Source organism: Actinoplanes regularis (genome assembly GCF_900188005.1).
In the GTDB taxonomy this organism is placed as follows: domain Bacteria; phylum Actinomycetota; class Actinomycetes; order Mycobacteriales; family Micromonosporaceae; genus Actinoplanes; species Actinoplanes regularis.
The window spans coordinates 134748-152020 of record NZ_FZNR01000001.1 but is presented as its reverse complement, the minus strand read 5'-3'; the positions used below and the strand labels follow the sequence as shown (position 1 = coordinate 152020).

Annotated in this window: 12 protein-coding genes and 1 pseudogene; 9 read left to right on the top strand and 4 right to left on the bottom strand. The window is 70.4% G+C overall.

Features of this window, described 5'->3' with window-relative positions; translation table 11 throughout:
- Positions 1-11 precede the first annotated feature (11 nt).
- Entirely contained in the window at positions 12-992 is a 981-nt protein-coding gene (locus tag CHC09_RS00655) for a LacI family DNA-binding transcriptional regulator (RefSeq protein WP_089290963.1), read from the top strand.
- Positions 993-1080: 88 nt separating this feature from the next.
- Here the strand turns inward: CHC09_RS00655 and CHC09_RS00650 are convergent, their stop codons facing one another.
- Positions 1081-1452, bottom strand: coding sequence for a hypothetical protein (locus CHC09_RS00650; RefSeq protein WP_089290962.1), 372 nt, complete (start codon positions 1450-1452; stop codon positions 1081-1083).
- Positions 1453-1675: 223 nt separating this feature from the next.
- On the opposite strand from CHC09_RS00650, the gene CHC09_RS00645 reads away from it, so the two are divergent.
- The 4 genes from CHC09_RS00645 to CHC09_RS00625 all read left to right on the top strand — a co-directional run bounded on the left by CHC09_RS00645 (position 1676) and on the right by CHC09_RS00625 (position 6655).
- Complete coding sequence (locus CHC09_RS00645; RefSeq protein WP_089290961.1) at positions 1676-2308, top strand: 4'-phosphopantetheinyl transferase family protein; 633 nt, start codon at positions 1676-1678, stop codon at positions 2306-2308.
- Positions 2309-2372: 64 nt separating this feature from the next.
- On the top strand, positions 2373-3602 hold the full coding sequence (gene fes, locus CHC09_RS00640) for an enterochelin esterase (protein WP_179276901.1): 1230 nt from the start codon (positions 2373-2375) through the stop codon (positions 3600-3602).
- Between the two features lie 109 nt (positions 3603-3711).
- Positions 3712-5211: a glycosyltransferase family 39 protein gene (locus CHC09_RS00635; protein ID WP_239138115.1), complete on the top strand. Its 1500-nt coding sequence runs from the start codon at positions 3712-3714 to the stop codon at positions 5209-5211.
- Between the two features lie 601 nt (positions 5212-5812).
- A complete protein-coding gene (locus CHC09_RS00625; protein WP_089290959.1) occupies positions 5813-6655 on the top strand; it encodes an LLM class flavin-dependent oxidoreductase in 843 nt (280 codons plus the stop codon).
- A 456-nt stretch (positions 6656-7111) separates the two neighbouring features.
- Here the strand turns inward: CHC09_RS00625 and CHC09_RS00620 are convergent, their stop codons facing one another.
- The 3 genes and pseudogenes from CHC09_RS00620 to CHC09_RS47330 all read right to left on the bottom strand — a co-directional run.
- Positions 7112-8299: a CynX/NimT family MFS transporter gene (locus CHC09_RS00620; protein WP_089290958.1), complete on the bottom strand. Its 1188-nt coding sequence runs from the start codon at positions 8297-8299 to the stop codon at positions 7112-7114.
- A 167-nt stretch (positions 8300-8466) separates the two neighbouring features.
- Positions 8467-9309 (bottom strand): siderophore-interacting protein, encoded by an 843-nt coding sequence (locus CHC09_RS00615; RefSeq protein WP_089290957.1) that lies wholly within the window; start codon positions 9307-9309, stop codon positions 8467-8469.
- A 1049-nt stretch (positions 9310-10358) separates the two neighbouring features.
- Positions 10359-10898: pseudogene (locus tag CHC09_RS47330) on the bottom strand (hypothetical protein); the annotation flags it as partial.
- A 796-nt stretch (positions 10899-11694) separates the two neighbouring features.
- Here CHC09_RS47330 and CHC09_RS00605 point away from each other — a divergent pair.
- From CHC09_RS00605 to CHC09_RS00590, 4 genes are all read left to right on the top strand, one after another.
- Positions 11695-13206, top strand: a complete 1512-nt coding sequence (locus tag CHC09_RS00605; RefSeq protein WP_239138116.1) for a GMC family oxidoreductase — start codon at positions 11695-11697, stop codon at positions 13204-13206.
- A 4-nt stretch (positions 13207-13210) separates the two neighbouring features.
- Positions 13211-14245: a quaternary amine ABC transporter ATP-binding protein gene (locus tag CHC09_RS00600; RefSeq protein WP_089290955.1), complete on the top strand. Its 1035-nt coding sequence runs from the start codon at positions 13211-13213 to the stop codon at positions 14243-14245.
- Positions 14246-14419: 174 nt separating this feature from the next.
- Entirely contained in the window at positions 14420-16315 is a 1896-nt protein-coding gene (locus CHC09_RS00595; protein WP_089290954.1) for an ABC transporter permease, read from the top strand.
- Positions 16315-17271, top strand: a complete 957-nt coding sequence (locus tag CHC09_RS00590) for an ABC transporter substrate-binding protein (RefSeq protein WP_089290953.1) — start codon at positions 16315-16317, stop codon at positions 17269-17271. The genes CHC09_RS00595 and CHC09_RS00590 overlap by 1 nt, the downstream gene beginning before the upstream one ends.
- The last annotated feature ends 2 nt before the right edge of the window (positions 17272-17273 follow it).

Here is a 17273-nt window from a genome sequence, read left to right as displayed (position 1 = left end):
ACGTTCTCGGGATGCCCCGTCCGCGTCCTGCCACCATCCGCGACGTGGCGGCGCTGGCCGGCGTCTCGGTCGGGACCGCCTCGAAAGCGCTGAACGGGCGCGGATCGCTGCGCGCGGAGACCGTGGCGCGGGTGCGGCGGGCGGCCGGGCAACTCGACTTCCGCCCCAACCAGGCGGCGCGCAGCCTGCACGCCGACCGGACGTACACGGTCGGCATGATCACTACGGACACCATCGGGCGGTTCAGCATCCCGCTGCTCATCGGGGCGGAGGACATCCTCGGCGCGGGGCAGGTCTCGGTGCTGCTCTGCGACGCGCGCGACGACCCGATCCGGGAGCGGCACCACCTGCAGGTGCTGCTCAGCCGCCGGGTCGACGGGATCATCGTGACCGGCCGGCGGGCCGGGACGAGGGCGCCGGTCGGCACCGGCCTGCCGGTGCCGGTGGTGTACGCGTTCATCAGCTCGACCGAGCCGGGGGACTGCTCGGTCGTTCCGGACGAGACCGGCGGGATCCGGCTGGCCGCCGATCACCTGCGCAGCACGGGGCGGACCCGGCTGGTGCACGTCACCGGTCCGGCGCACCACCACTCCGCCCGGGTGCGGGCGGAGGCCCTGACGGACCTGGTGGCCGAGCCGCTCTTCGGGGAGTGGAGTGAGGCCTGGGGGCGGCGGGCGGCCGGGCTGCTGCTCGCCCGGGGCCTCGACCTCGACGGCGTGGTCTGCGGGAACGATCAGATCGCGCGGGGGATGACGGAGGCGCTCCGCGAGGCCGGCCGGGATGTGCCGCGCGAGGTCGCGGTGACCGGTTTCGACAACTGGGACGTGATCGCGGAGGCCAGCCGGCCACCGTTGACCAGCGTGGACATGGATCTGGAGGGGCTCGGCAGGGCGGCGGCCGGTCTGCTCCTGGAGGCCGTCGCCGGAAATCCGGCGCCCGGCGTCCACCGCCACCCCAGCCGATTGATCATCCGAGACTCCACGGTCCGCTGAGCGGCTCGAGCCGGCTTCCTCCGGTCGTAGCGAGACCGCTGACGCGACCGGAGGAAGCCGGCCGGGCTCCCGGGCATGGCGCTCTTGATCAAATGTCGATCGTCCGCTCGATCGCGCGCAGCTGGTGGCGGGCCATGGCCAGGTTCGCCCGGTCCTTGTTGAGGACCAGGTAGAGGAACAGCCCCCGGCCGGACCGGGCACCCAGGGGACGGATCAGGTGATATTGGGTGTCCAGGGTGATCAGGATGTCCTCCACCTTCTCCGTGAGGTTGAGCATCTCCATGGCGCGCAGCTTCGCCCGCACCACATCCGTGTTGCCGGCCGCGGCGACCGTCAGGTCGAGATCCTTGCCGCCACCGACGGTGCCCAGCGCCATCCCGCTGGTGTGATCGACAAGCGCGGCGCCGACGGCACCGTCGATCTGCATCGTCTCCTTGAGCGCAACATCCATTTCCGGCATCTCCCACTCCTCAGGGCTCGTAGGTCGTGATGCGTCGAGGATGGTTTCGGTGTACGGCGGGGTGTCGCACGCGCTGTCCGGTCCCGATCGATTCACGCTTGCGATGCTGAAGCGGTCGATGAATCGACTTGAAGACTTTTGCAATTGACGAAGTCGTCAGTAGGCCACCGCCGATCGCCGGCCTCATGCGCCGCCCGGAAAAGGAGGTGGGACACTCCCGTACGTGCTGAATCGGTTGTTGCCACCGCCGGTGCGATCGTCCGTGGCCTACGCCGATGATCCGGACGAGGCGTGCTATCCCGGCGAGGAGTCGCTGGTCGAGTCGGTCGTGCCGAACCGCCGCCGGGAGGTGCTGACCGCGCGGCGCTGCGCCCGCGAGGCGCTGCGGGCGCTGGGTCACGCCCCGACGGCCATCCCGCGCGGGCCCCGCCGCGAGCCGGTGTGGCCGGACGGTGTGGCCGGCAGCATCACCCACTGCACCGGGTTCCGGGCCGCCGCGGTCGCGCGCACCAGCGAGATCACGAGCGTCGGCATCGACGCCGAGCCGCACGGGCCGCTGCCGCCCCGGGTGCTCGGCGCCGTGACCACCCCCGCCGACCGGGACCTGCTGGCCCGGCTCGCGTCGACGCGTCCGGAGGTCTGCTGGGACCGGTTGCTGTTCAGTGCCAAAGAGTCGATCTACAAGGCGTGGTACCCGGTGACCGGCCGCTGGCTCGGTTTCGAGGACGCCTCGCTGCACATCGACCCGGACGCCGGGACATTCACCGGCGAGATCCTGATCGACTCGCCGATTCCCGCGATCCACGGTCGCTACCTGGTCGATCGGGGGCTGATCGTCACCGCTGTCTGCCTGTGACTCACGGAGCGTGCTAGTTAGGGTAGCCTAACTATATTCGCGCGGCCCCGTGATGGAGGTTCGTATGTCTTCGTCCCGGCCGGCGAGGGTGCCTCCCACCTCTGTTCCGCCTCGCACTCCGCGTCCGTGGCCCGCCCCGATCGCGGCGAGCCCGCGGATCGCGGCGCTGCGCCCGGAAGACGTCGAGGAGTTCTGGGCGGACGTGACCCGCGAGGGCGCTCCGCTGGTCGAGAAGGACGGCGACGGCACCCTGCTCACCTTCCTGTGGCGCGACCGGGGACCGACGAACGACGTGCTGGTGCTGGTCAACAAGCTGGCCGACCGGAACCGCCTGGACCTCTCCCGGATGAGCCGGCTGCCCGGCACCGACCTGTGGCACCTGACCTACCGGGTCCGGAACGACTGGCAGGGCAGCTATCAGCTCGCCCCGGACGAGGAGCCGGCTCCACCCGCGGAACGGGACGCCGCGCACTGGCGGCGGGTGGCCACGAATCTGACGGCCGACCCGCTCAACCCGGAGACGCTGCCGCAGAGCCGCCCGCCACACCGGTCGGTGGCCGCCGCGCCCGGTGCCGCCGCCGGTCCGCGCTGGTGGCAGCCGCGCCACGGGACGCCGGCCGGAACCGTCGACGTCGTCGAACTGCCCCGGCGGGTCTGGCGGTACACGCCGCCGGGATACCGGCCGGCGGCCGGGCCATACCCGTTGCTGGTGCTGCTCGACGGGGACGTCTGGGGGCCGCTGCTGCCGGTCGCCCCGATCCTGGACAACCTGATCGCGGCCGGCCGGATCCCGCCGCTGGTCGCGTTGCTGCCGCACAGTGTGGACCGGCCCACCCGGTTCACCGAGTACGCCTGCCGCCCTGACTTCATCTCCTTCCTCGCCGACGAACTGATCCCGCGGAGCGGTCTGTCCGTCACGGCAGACCCGGCGTCGACAGTGGTCGCCGGGCAGAGCCTGGGCGGGCTGACCGCGGCGTTCGCCGGGCTGACCCGGCCGGACCGGTTCGGCAACGTGCTGAGCCAGTCCGGGGCGTTCTGGTGGCAGAGCAACTCGCCGGACGATGTGGACGCCGAATGGTTCGCGCGACAGGTCGCGGTCACCGAGCGGCGGGCGGTGCGCTGGCATGTCGAGGTCGGGCTGGACGAGTGGGTCAACCTGCGGCCCAACCGGCACCTGCGTGACGTGCTGACGGCGCGGGGATATCGGCTGACCTACGCCGAGTTCGCCGGCGGGCACGACCGGCTGTGCTGGCGTGACCGGTTCGGCGACGCCCTCGCCGGGCTGTTCGTCTGAGCGGTTCAGCGCAGACCCCGTACCGCCCGGGCCGTGTAGGGGTGCCGGCGTAGGAAAACCGTACTGAAGAAGGGTGTGAAGCCCGGTCGGCGCCGCATATTTTTGCTGCGTGACCGAAACGCTGACGCCGCGGGCGGAGGTCGGCCGCGAGCCGATGGCCTGGCTGCCGGTCGGCCTCATCGCGTCCGCCGTGACCCTGCTTCTGTTGGCTACCGCCAGCCGATATGACTACCACCGCGACGAGCTTTACTTCCGGGTGCTCGGCAACCACCCGGCCTGGGGCTATGTCGACCAGCCTCCGTTCACCCCGCTGCTCGACCGCCTGGCGATCGAGATCTTCGGTGACTCGGTCTGGGCGATCCGTGTTCCCTACGCCCTGATGCTCGGCCTGGCCGCGCTGCTGCCCGCCGTGATCGCCCGTGAGGTTGGCGGCGGCGCGGGCGCTCAGTCGCTCGCGGCGTCCGTCGTCTTCGGCACCTTCCCGCTCAGTTCCGCCCACATCGGTTCGACCGCCGCGCCTGACCTGCTGGTCTGGCTCGGCGTGATCCTGTTCGTGATCCGCGCGCTGCTCCACGACCGGCCCCGCGCCTGGCTGTGGGCGGGTCTGGTCGCCGGGCTGGGCCTCTACAACAAGCATCTGGTCGTGCTGCTGTTGCTGTGCCTGGCCGCCGCGCTGCTCGTCCTCGGGCCACGCCGGGCGTTGCGGTCCCCGTGGCTGTGGGCCGGAGCCGCTGTCGCGCTGCTCGCCGGCCTGCCGAACCTGATCTACCAGGTGGCCGACGGCTTCCCGCAGCTGGAGATGGCTCGGGCGCTGGCCGAGGACAAGGGCGACGAGTCCCGGGTGCTCCTCCTGCCGTTCCAGTTCCTGCTGCTCGGACTGCCCCCGGTCTGGATCGCCGGCATCGTCACCCTGCTGCGCGATCCACGCTGGCGTCCGATCCGAGCGCTCGCCGTCGCGTACCTCTTGATGTTGATCCTGTTGTTGGTGGTCGCCGGGCAGCCCTACTATCCGTTGGGCCTGCTCACGGCCCTGTTCGCAATCGGTGCCGTGCCCACCGCGCGCTGGCTGGACGGACGTCCGGCGCGGCTGCGCTGGCTGGTCGCCGGTGTGGTGGTCTTCAGCGCGATGGGCATCGCCACGTCGCTGCCGGTGATCCCGGAGGACAGACTGGCCGGCTCGATCCCGGCCGCGATGAACCAGACGATCGCCGACCAGATCGGCTGGCCGGAGTACGTCGCCCAGGTCGCCGACGCCTACCGGACCCTGCCCGCCGCGGACCAGGCCCGTGCGGTGCTCTTCGCCGGCAACTACGGCGAGGCCGGCGCCCTCGATCGGTATGGTCGCCCGCTCGGCCTGCCCACGGTCTACAGCGGACACAACGAACTGCACCACCTCGGCCCGCCACCGGACGACAAGACCGTGGTCGTCGCGCTCCTGCAGGCCGATCCCGCGAGAGCCGGCCAACTGCTCGGCGCATGCACCGAGCACGGCGCCCTGCGGAACTCCGCCGGCGTCGAGAACGAGGAGACCGAGGAGGCACACGTCTACATCTGCCGGCCGGCTGTGCCGTGGCGGGCGCTCTGGCCCAGCCTTCAGCACTACGGCTGACCCCCCAACAACCCGCCTCGCCTCGCGCCGCCTCGCCTCGCGCCGCCTCGCCTCGCGCCGCCTCGCCTCGCGCCGCCTCGCCTCGCGCCGCCTCGCCTCGCGCCGCCTCGCCTCGCGCTGCCTCGCGCCGCGCCGCCTCGCGCCGCCCCGCGCCGCCTCGCGCTGCCTCGCGCCGCGCCGCCTCGCGCCGCCTCGCGCCGCCTCGCGCCGCCCCGCGCCGCCTCGCCCCGGGCCCCGCCACACTGCGTCGCGTCGGGCTGCGTCGCGTTGGGCCGCGCTGTGTTGGGCAGTGCCCGGGTGTGCGGTTAGGCGATGCGCGGACTTCTCCCCGACGAGTTCTTTGTATGCGGGTGAGCACGCAGCTCAGTGGGCGGCTCGGCGTGCGGATCGAGAAGCCGCTGCGCGGCGTGCGGTTCGGTGACCAGGGGAGTGGGCGTTCGGCGGTTTGGTGGCGGGGTGGGTGGGCTGGCGGCTGCGGGCGTGTTCGGTGGCGGGTGAGACTGGGGGCGCAGGCCGGGGGTGTTCGGTACGCCGGTGGGCGTACTCGGGAAGTCATCCTGGAGGGGACGCGGCTCGGCGTCGCGTTCGCGAGAGTGGGTGAATGACTGAGCGTGCGTTTCGATTCGGGGTCATCGCCGGGCAGGGCCGTACCGGCGCGGAATGGGCGGCGACCGCGCGGCGTGCCGAAGAGCTGGGGTACGACATCCTTCTTATCCCGGACACGCTGTTCACCCTGTCGCCGTTCGCGGCGCTGGCCGCGGCCGCCGCGGTAACCAGCACCCTCCGGGTCGGAACCTACGTCCTGAATGCCCCCAACCGCACTCCCGCGCATGTTGCGTGGGAGACCCGGAGTCTGCAAACGATCAGCGACGGCCGGTTCGAGCTCGGGGTCGGGGGCGGCCGTCCGAACGGGCATGCGGACACTGCCGCGCTCGGTGGGCTCTGGGGTACGCCGGGCGAGCGCCTGCGGCGGACCGCGGAGACCATCGCCGCCGCGCGGGACCTTCCCGTGCCGCCTGAGGTTCTGGTTGCCGCGTCCAAGGCGGGCATGATGCGGCTCGCCGCGGAACAGGCGGACGTGGTGACGTTCGGGCTGCCACCGGCCACCACATCGTCCGGATTGTTCCGTGCGGCGGAGGAGTTCCGGGCCATGTCGAACCGCGCGGATCAGGTTGAGCTGCTCTCCGGGGTGACCGCTTTCGCCCCGAGCATCTTCGCCCTGCCGGAGTGGCTGTCCCGTCAGGTCGGCGGCGATCCGCGAGAGATGGCCGCGTCGGGCGCTGCCGCTTTCCTGATCGGCGACGCTGATCGGGCAGCCGAGGAGTTGCTCCGGCGCCGGGCTGAGGGCGGCTTCTCTTATTTCGCGGTGAATGGCATGTTCATGGAGGATTTCGCCCCGGTTCTGCAGCGGCTGCGCGCCACCGAACCGCTTCCGGTCGCGTAGCGCGTCCAACGCTGGGACCACACTGCGGCTTGCCGAGATCTGCCGGAGTGTGCGGTTGTCGCGGCGCAGATCTAGGCAAGCTACGCCCACATATCAACCACAAGTTGCCAAGATCGAAACGGAAGCGGCGTTGGCTGCTACCGCGCAATTCCCTCGGCGTGCTCGCCTGTCGGGAGCAGGCCGGATCAGGCGCTCGGGATCGGCCTGTAGCAGGCCGGATCAGGTGCGCAGATCGTCGTCATGGGTGGCTGCTTAGCTCTGGCGGTCACGGTCGGCGTGGATGGGGTGTTCAGATCTGGCGGTCGCGGTCGGTGAAGGAGCCGGTGATGGTCTGCGGGGCGGTCGGGCTGGTTCGGGTGTGGGTGGTTGTTGGGGTTTTAGATCTGGCGGTCGTGTCCGGTGAAGGAGCCGGTGATGGTCTGCGGGTGGTCGGGCCAGCTCGAGTGTGTGGGTGGTTTAGATCTGGCGGTCGCGGCCGGCGAAGAAGCCGGCGATGATCTGCGGGACCATCAGGCCGATCATGACCGCCAGCGGTGCTTTCCAGCCGTCGGTGACGTCGTGCAGGAGGCCGATCAGAATCGGCCCCGGGATGGCGATCAGGTAACCGACGCCCTGGGCGAAGGCGGACAGTCTGACTACCGTCGCGGGATTCCGGCCGCGGAGCGCGATCATCGTGAGAACCAGTGGGAAGGCGGTGTTCACGATGCCCAGCAGGACGGCCCACAACCACGGCGCGGCGGCCGGATCAACCCATAAACCGAAATAACCGGCAATTCCGAAAATGCCGAGAGTGACCGCGATGCCGCTCTGCGAGCGCACCCGCCCGGCAAGCGCCGAGAGCCCCATCCCCAGCGGTACGCCGAGCAGCGACGTCGTCGCGAAGAGCACCCCCGCGAGCCCCGCCGAGAGCCCCGCGTCCCGGTAGATCTGCGGCAACCAGCCGATGATCACGTACGCCGAGGTCGACTGCATCCCGAAGTAGACGGCGAGCGCCCAGGCGATCGGCTGCCGGATGACCCGGACCGGCGGCGCACTCGTCTCCGGCTGATTCGTCTCGGTCCGCTCGCGGGCCAGCAACAGCCACGGCGGCAGCGCGACCAGCGCCGCGAGCGCCCAGCAGGCCAGGCCCAGCCGCCAGTCCCCGAACCCGTCGGTCAGTGGCACGGTCGCCGCGGCCGCCGTGGTGGCGCCCAGGTTCAGTGCGACCGTGTAGAGCCCGGTGACCGTGCCGACCTGGTCCGGGAAGTGATCTTTGACGATCGACGGGAGCAGCACGTTGACCAGTGCGATGCCGCCGAGCGCGACCCCACTGAGCAGCAGGAACAGCACCGGACCGGGTGCGTAGGGCCGGACCGCCAGCCCGGCGGTGAGCAGCGTCAGACCGACGGCGATCACGCGCCCGGCACCGAGGCGCCGGGCGAGGCGCGGCGCCAGCAAGCCGATCGAGGCGAAACACACCACCGGTACGGAGGTGAGCAGGCCGGCGACGGTCGCGCTCATGTGAAGACCGCTGCGGATCTCGGTGAGCACCGGCCCGACGCTGGTCACCGCGAGCCGGAGGTTGACCGCGGCCAGCAGCAGGGCGACGAGCGTGAAGACCCGCCCACGACGCGGGCGGGTCAATTGTTCTTCCAGTACTGCCACGGCACCATCATCGTCCGGCCACCGCACATCCGCGAACCGAGGGTGCGCCGTGGCCGCACGCCCGTAACCTGCGAAGAAGCCGAAATCGGGATATGCCCGATCTCGGCCTCGGTCGTTACATCAGTTACGAAGTCAGTAGATCCACCGGGGTGATCGACGGGGCGGCCTCAGGCAGGGGAGGCCGCGCTCTGCTGCTCCCGCTCGACCTGCTCGTTCCACTCGCGCTTGCTGGACTGCCAGCCGTCCTCGTTCAGGCCGCAGCGCCAATACCCGGAGATCGACAGCTGATCCATGGTCAGCCCACGATCGAGCCGCAGATGTCCGCGCAGATCCTTGACGGACCCGGCCTCGCCGTGCACGAACGCGTGAACCCGCCCGGACGGGAACTCCGCCGCCCGGACCGCCGCGACGAGCGCCTGGCCGACGGGACGGGCGCCCCGGTGCAGCCAGACGATCTCGGTGTCGCCAGGGGTCTCCAGCTTCTGCTCCTCGTCCGGCCCCTCGACCTCGATGAACGCCCGGACCAGCGCACCCTCCGGCATCCCGGCGAGGGCGGCGCCGATCGCCGGCAGCGCGCTCTCGTCCCCGGCGAGCAGGTGCCAGTCGGCTTCCGGGCTGGGCGAGTATGCCCCGCCGGGGCCCATGAACCGGAACGTGTCGCCCGGCTTGGCCCGCGCCGCCCACGGCCCCGCGATGCCGGCGTCGCCGTGCACCACGAAGTCGACCCACATCTCCGAGATCTCCGGCAGCCACTTGCGCACCGTGTAGGTCCGCACCACCGGCCAGGTCTCGTGCGGCATGGTCTCCCGGATCGTGCCCATGTCGAAGGGCTCCGGGTACTCGACGCCGACCGGCGGGAAGATCACCTTGATGTAGTGGTCGGTGAAGCGGCCCGCGTCGATCCGGGCAATCGCCTCGCCACCGACCACCACCCGCACCATGTGCGGGGTGAGCTGCTCCACCCGGGTGACCACGCCTTCGTGGGCGGGCCGCGCCGGTCTGTTCGCCATGTCTGCACCTCACTGCCGGTGGACGGATCTCCGGCAAGTAAGGCTACCCTTATTCCGGGCTGTCAACCGCCCCCGGTGTGCAATCTTCGCCTTCTCGGACCAGATGGCGACAAATGTTCCCGAGCATTCCATCGACCGATGTGCTGCGGGCGGTGCCTGGCTGAGGCTGATCGATTCGGGACATGATGCGGGCGGTGCCGGGTCGAAATCGATCGGTTTGGTACGCGACGCGGGCGGTGCCGGGTCGAAATCGATCGGTTTGGAACGCGACGCGGGCGGTGCCGGACGACGCGGAGGAGGTTTCGCGTACGCCATGGGCACCGCCCGTGCGTTTGATCAGTGGCGCCGAGGCGCCGCCTGAGCGTGCGGGATCAGTAGCGCTGCGGCCGGGACCGGGAGAAGGCGAACCCGATGATCGCCAGCAGGACCAGCACCGCACCGCCTCCGAACCAGGCCGGGTGCGCGCTCACCAGCGAGAACGGCCCACCATTGTCGGTGGCCGGCGGCTCGGCGAGCTGCTGACCGGAGGTGCTGGCCGGAGCGGCCTCGTCCGGCGCGCCGACGTCGACGCCGTAGTCGGACGCCGCGCCGACGTTCTCGCTCTCGGTCGACTGCGGCTCCGGGTTCTTGGTCTCAGCCGGAGCGGCCGTGTCGTCCGAGTCCGAGGAGGAGTCGTCCGAGGAGGAGCCGGAGTTCGACGAGGTGGTGGACTTCGTCGTGGTCGGCTTGACCGTCGCCTTGGTCGTCGCCTTCGCGGTCGGCTTGACGGTGGTCTTCGTGGTGGCCTGGGTCTCCTCGTCGGAGTCGTTCCCAGTGGTGTTCTTGGTGCTCTCCGGCTTGACGGTCGCCTTCACCGTGGCCTTGGTGGTGGCCGTCGCCTTGGGCGTCGCGGTCCCGGTGTTCGTGTTGTTCCCGGTGTTGTTGTTGCCCCCGGTGTTGTTGTTCCCACCGGTGTTGTTGTTCTGGTTGCCGCCGTTGTTCTGGTTGCCGCCACCCTGGTTGCCACCGTTGTTGTTGCCACCGTTGTTGTTGCCGCCACCGGCGCCGGCGCGAACGGTGATCCGCACGGCGTCGATCGCCGGCGTCTGGTTGGCGCGCTCCATCATCGGCGTACGGTGCGAACCGTCACCGGCCCACGACGCGCACTGCGCCGTGCCCTCGGTCGGCAGGCCCGGCACCTGGATGGTCACGAAGTCGGGCGTCCGCCCGCCCTTCTTGTCCTCGGTGGCCACGAAGAAAGCCGGCACCGGCTGCGGGTCCGGCGCCGTGTTGGTGCTGGCGAGCATCCGGCACGCGGTGTGGAAGTGTCCGCGGACGATCCCGTTCTGCAGAACGCTGGACTCCACGTAGTACCCACCCTGGCCGGCAGCCAGGAAGCGGTCGCGGATCAGGTTCCGGGTGCTGACCTGGAGCGTGAACGGCGTGTTGGGCGCCACCACCCGGGGCGCCTGGGTGATCAGCAGGGACGCGTCGTTCGCCGCCGAGGCCACCTCACCGAACTCGGTGGAGACGCAGCGGTCGCCCTTCTGGAAGCCGTCGTGCGCCAGCAGGTTGCTGTCGATGCAGGTGTCGGTGAGGATCGTCTGCCCGTTGACGACCTTGCCGCGCCCGCTCTCGCTGGCGGCTTTGGTCTGCGGCTGTTCGTCGGCGTGCGACAACTGGGCGAACCCGATCGCGCCTCCGACGGCGACGACCACGGCCCCGACGGCCAGCAGTCGACCGCGTCCCGACCCGGCGGCCGCAAGACCGGTACGACGGTGACCCGAGCTTCCCATGACGTGCCTTTCGAGTGTGGCGTTCGCCATTACGTGGCGCCGACGCCCAGACGTTAGGAGCACCTCTCACAGAAAGCAATTCCCGAACGAGAATTAAGGATCTCGCGACCAAAACTTAAAGAAAAAATATGGGAGGGGTCGTGAACCCCGGACATCCACCGAACGGATGATGCCGAGAGTTCAACGCGATCACGGGAAACTTCGCTGACCTGGCCTAACTCAACCACAGCCCACGCGCAGAGTAAACGTCCCGCAACGCCTCGACACGACCGGGCCCGGCCGGTCCGGGCTCCCGCCGAGAAGTCTGCCAACTTTTTCGGGTCCCGGCGATCCTCCGCGCGTGCAGTTCCCGGCCACCTTGGGGGATGCATTTCGGGAATGGTTCGGCGGCCTGGAGGAATAGTGCCGTGCGGCGGCGGGCGGCGCCGGGCGATGTCACCGCCCGCCGATGGAGGTCCGCCCGGGGCCGGCCGCCGCGCGGGAGGGCGGAGGCGGCGTCCATGATCGACAGTGGCGGTATGCCAGGGTTGTTGCACAGGCGTAAAAGAAACCGAACCCCATTGACCGCCGACATTGTTATGTTGATCATTGGTCGACGGCGCGGCGAGGGGTGACGGAACTGGAAACCATCGAGTACGACGTGGTGATCGTCGGCGGTGGCACGGCCGGTTCGGTGGTGGCGTCGCGGCTTTCGGCGGACCCGAGCCTCTCGGTCTGCGTGCTGGAGGGCGGCCCGTCCGATGTCGGGGACCAGCGGGTTCTCCTGCTCCGGAACTGGTTGAGCCTGCTGGAGACCGAATTCGACTACGACTATCCGACCGTTCCCCAACCGCGCGGCAACTCGCGGATTCGGCACTCCCGGGCCCGGGTGCTCGGCGGCTGTTCCTCGCACAACACCATGATCAGTCTCCTGCCGCCCGCGGCGGATTTCGCCGACTGGGTGGCGGCCGGCGCGACCGGCTGGTCGGCCGAGGAGATGCTGCCGTACTGGAAGAGGCTGGCCATCAACATCACGCGGGTCGCGGAGAAGGACCGCAATCCGCTCGCCGCCGACTTCGTGGCCGCCTGTCACACCGCGCTCGGCGTGCCGGTGTACGACGACTTCAACGCCGCGCCGTTCAGCGACGGGGCCGGCTTCCTACCGGTCGGGTACCACCCGGAGACCGGGATCCGGTCCTCGGCCTCGGTCGCCTACCTGCACCCGCACCTGGACCGGCCGAATCTCACGATCATGACCGAGACCTGGGCGTATCACCTGGATCCGGAGCGTGGCGTGACGGTCCGGACGGCCGATGGCGACCGGCTGGTCCGGGCCCGGCACGAATACGTCCTCTGCGCCGGCGCCGTGGACACCCCGCGACTGCTGCTGCTCTCCGGGATCGGCCCGGCCGGCGACCTGAAACGGCTCGGCCTCCCGGTCCGCCTCGACCTGCCCGGGGTCGGTGAGAACCTGCTGGACCACCCGGAGTCGCTGATCCTCTGGGAGGCGAGCCGGCCGCTTCCGCCGATGTCGGTGATGGACGCCGACGCCGGGCTCTTCATCCGGCGTGACCCGTCCGACAGCCGCCCGGACCTGATGTTCCACCTGTACCAGATCCCGTTCACGGTCAACACCGCGCGACTCGGTTACGACGTGCCGGCGCACGGCTTCGGGATGACCCCGAACGTGCCCCGCCCGTGCAGCGTCGGCCGGCTGACGCTGGCCGATTCTGATCCGGTGACCAAGCCGCTGCTGGACTTCCGCTACTTCACCGACCCGGACGGTTACGACGAGCAGACCATCGTGGACGGCCTGCGGCTGGCTCGCCAGGTGGCCGCCACCGAGCCGTTCGCGTCGTGGATCGCCCGCGAGATCGCCCCCGGCCCGCTGCTCCGCACGACCGAGGAGCTTTCCGCGTACGGGCGGGCCGTGCACCACACCGTCTACCACCCGGCCGGAACCTGCCGGATGGGCGCCGCCGACGACCCGGGCGCGGTGGTCGGCCCGGACCTGCGCCTGCGCGGTTTCGAGAACGTACGCGTCGCGGACGCCTCGATCTTCCCCACCATGCCCACGGTCAATCCGATGGTGCTGGTGCTGATGATCGGCGAGCGGGCCGCCGACCTGATCCGGCGGAGGTGACCCGGTGACCCCGACGATCGCGGTGCGGCAGCTGTGGAAGGTGTTCGGCCCCCGTCCGGAACGTGTCGTCGGAACGCCGCTGGCCGACCTGTCCCGGGCCGAGTTGCGGGCGCGGACCGGCTGCCTCGCCGCTGTCCGGGACGTCAGCTTCGAGGTGGCCCGCAATGAGGTCTTCGTGGTGATGGGCCTCTCCGGCAGCGGCAAGTCCACCCTGGTCCGCTGTCTGACCCGGCTGATCGAGCCGACCAGCGGCGAGATCGAGATCGACGGCGAGGCGGTCCGCGAGATGTCCGCCAAGCGGCTGCGCGAGCTGCGCCGGCACCGGGTGGCCATGGTGTTCCAGCACTTCGGCCTGCTGCCGCACCGATCGGTGCTGGACAACGCCGGGTACGGCCTGGAGATCCAGGGGGTGGGCCGCGCCGAGCGCCGGCGGCGGGCCGCCGAGGTGCTGGAGCTGGTCGGGCTGACCGGGCACGAGCAGCAGTTGCCCGAGGAGCTCTCCGGCGGCATGCAGCAGCGGGTCGGCCTGGCCCGGGCGCTGGCCACGGACCCGGCGGTGCTGCTCTTCGACGAGCCGTTCAGCGCCCTGGACCCGTTGATCCGCCGGGACATGCAGGCCGAGGTGCGGCGGCTGCACGCCGAGGTCGGCAAGACCCTGGTCTTCATCACGCACGACCTGGCCGAGGCGTTGACCCTGGGCGACCGGATCGCGGTGCTGCGCGACGGCGAGCTGGTGCAGGTCGGCACGCCGGAGGAGCTGGTCGGGGCGCCGGCCGACGGGTACGTGGCGGATTTCGTCCGGGACGTGCCGCGTGCCGATGTGCTCACCGTGCGGTGGATCATGCGTCCGGCCGTGGACGGCGAGGAGTGCGAGGACACGCCCCTGCCGTCGGGGACCGTGATCCGTGACGCGGTGGCCCGGGTACTGCGCGCCGAACGGCCGATCGCCGTGGTCGACGGTGGTGAACGGGTCGGGGTGGTCGACGCCGAGCAGCTCCTGCCGGCCCTGCTGGGCCATCGCCGCCAGGTCCCGGCATGACCGCCTGCACCGAGCGGCACCCACGTCGCGCTGAACGACAACGCTGCAGGCGAGGGCCAGAAGGGCATGCCAAGGAGGGCACAGCATGACCGCCTGCACCGAGCGGCACCTACGTCGCGCTGAACGACAACGCTGCAGGCGAGGGCCGGAAGGGCATGCCAAGGAGGGCACAGCATGACCGCTGTCCTCACCAGACCGACGTCCGACGTGGCCGAGCCGGAGAGCCCGCGAAGGCGAGCGACCGGACGTACCGTAAGCGGGATCCTGATCGTCGCGACCGTGGTCGCGTATCTGGTCTTTCACACGACGGCGGCCGCGGACGCCCCGGACGCGGCGGCGTTCCGGTTCCTCGGCGACGTCCGCGACTGGGTGGACGCGAACCGCGACACCCACCCGGTCTTCCTGTACGGCGTGAACTACCTGCGCCTGGGGGTCCGCCTGCTGGTCGACGTGGTCCGGGCGGCCCTGGCGGGGCTCGGCCTCGCCGGCCTGGTCGCGATCGCCGGCGCGATCGCCTTCGTCCTCGGTGGCTGGCGCACGGCGTTGCTCGCCGTCGCCGGTCTCCTCGGTTTCGGCCTGCTCGGTCTCTGGCCGGAGAGCGTCGACACGCTCGCGCTGACCTTGACCGCGGTGCTGCTCTCGGTGCTGATCGGCGTGCCGCTCGGCATCCTGGCCGCCCGGGTGCGCTGGGTCGGCGCGGCCCTGCGCCCGCTGCTCGACGTCATGCAGATCCTGCCGACCTTCGCCTATCTGGCGCCGATGACCCTGCTCTTCCTGATCGGCTCGCCGGCCGCGGTGGTCGCCACGCTGATCTACGCGGTGCCGGTCACCATCCGGATCACCGAGCTCGGCATCGCCGGGGTGGCTCCGAGCGCGGTCGAGGCGGCCACCGCCCTGGGCTCGACCCGCCGCCAGCTGCTCACCAAGGTCCGGTTGCCGATGGCCCGCCCGACCCTGGTCCTCGCGGTCAACCAGACGATCATGATGGCGCTCTCCATGGTGGTGGTGACCGCGCTGATCGACGCGCCCGGCCTGGGGGTCAACATCCTGCGGGCGCTGGAGCGGGTGAACGTCGGCGCCGCGTTCGACGCCGGGCTGGCCATCGTGATCATGGCGATCGTGCTGGACCGGGTCACCACGGCCGCGGCCCGGCGGCGGCGCCGCGACTGGCGGATCGCCGTGCCGGTGCTGGCCGCAGCCGCCGTGATCGCCGTCCTGCCGATCCCGGACGGCCTGCCGCGGATCTCCTTCGCGAAGCCGGTCAACGACCTGACCTCCTGGGTCGAGCTGCACTGGTACGACAGCACCGAGGGGCTGAAGAACACGATCAGCACGGTGCTGCTGAACCCGCTGGAGAACCTGCTGGTGACCACCCCGTGGTGGCTGTTCACGCTGGCGGTGCTCGGGTTCGGGCTGCTGGTCGCGGGCTGGCGCGCCGCGCTGATCGCCGGAGCCGCCGCGGCTGGGCTGTCCGCGCTGGGGCTCTATCAGCACTCGATGCAGACCCTGGCGACGGTGCTGGTCGCGACCGCGCTGACGATGCTGCTCGGGATTGCCGCCGGGGTGCTCAGCGCCCGCCACGACCGGCTCGCCGCGATCACGCGGCCGGTGCTGGACGCCGCGCAGACCATGCCGTCCTTCGTCTACCTGCTGCCGGCCGTGGCGCTCTTCGGTGCCAGCCGGTTCACCGCGATCGTGGCCGCCGTCATCTACGCCGTCCCCCCGGTGGTCCGGCTGGTCGAACGCGGGATCCGGGACGTGCCGGCCACCGTCGTCGAAGCCGCGCTCTCCGCCGGATCGACCCCGCGCCAGCTGCTCTGGAAGGTGCAGCTGCCGATGGCCCGGGGTGGCCTGCTGCTCGCCGCGAACCAGGGGATCGTCATGGTCCTCGCCATGGTCGTGGTCGGTGGCCTGGTCGGTGCCGGCGCGCTCGGTTATGACGTGGTCGCCGGGTTCTCCCAGCGCGAGGACTTCGGCCGGGGACTGGCCGCCGGCCTCGCGATCGTTCTGCTCGGCGTCCTGCTGGACCGCCTCACTCAAGGTTTCCACCGCGCGAAGGGTCCTTCTTGATGAAAAATCGACAACTGTCCATTGCTATGGTCGTCACGCTCCTGCTCGCCGGTTGCGGCGGCGCCAAGTCGGACGCGGGGGACAACAAGCCCAGCGCCGGGAGCAAGGGCACCGTCAAACTGGCGATCAACCCGTGGGTCGGGTACGAGGCGAACGCCGACGTCCTCGCCTACCTGCTGGAGCACCAGCTCGGGTACACCGTGGAGAAGAAGAACCTGAAGGAGGAGATCTCCTGGCAGGGCTTCGAGACCGGCGAGGTGGACGCGATCGTGGAGAACTGGGGCCACGACGACCTGAAGAAGACCTACATCGAGGAGAAGAAGGTCGCGGTGGAGGCCGGGCCGACCGGCAACACCGGGGTGATCGGCTGGTACGTCCCGCAGTGGCTGGCCGACGAGCACCCGGACATCACCGACTGGAACAACCTCAACAAGTACGCCGACCTCTTCAAGACCTCCGAGTCGGGCGGCAAGGGGCAGCTGCTGGACGGCGACCCGTCCTACGTCACCAACGACGAGGCGCTGGTCGGCAACCTGAAGCTGAACTACAAGGTGGTCTACTCCGGCAGCGAGGCGGCGCTGATCAAGGCGGCCCAGCAGGCCACGGCGCAGAAGAAGCCGCTGCTCTTCTACTTCTACGAGCCGCAGTGGCTGTTCGCCAAGGAGAAGTACGCCCGGGTGAAGCTGCCGGCGTACAGCGCGGGTTGTGACGCCGACCCGAAGAAGGTCGCCTGCGACTACCCCGACTACAAGCTGGACAAGATCGTCAGCAAGAAGTTCGCCGACACGGGCGGCGCGGCGTACGGCCTGATCAAGAATTTCACCTGGACCAACGACGACCAGAACCTGGTCTCGGACTACCTCACCAACCAGGGGATGAGCGCCGATCAGGCGGCCGAGAAGTGGGTGAAGGAGCACGAGTCCACCTGGAAGCCCTGGATCCCGGCGGGGAGCTGACC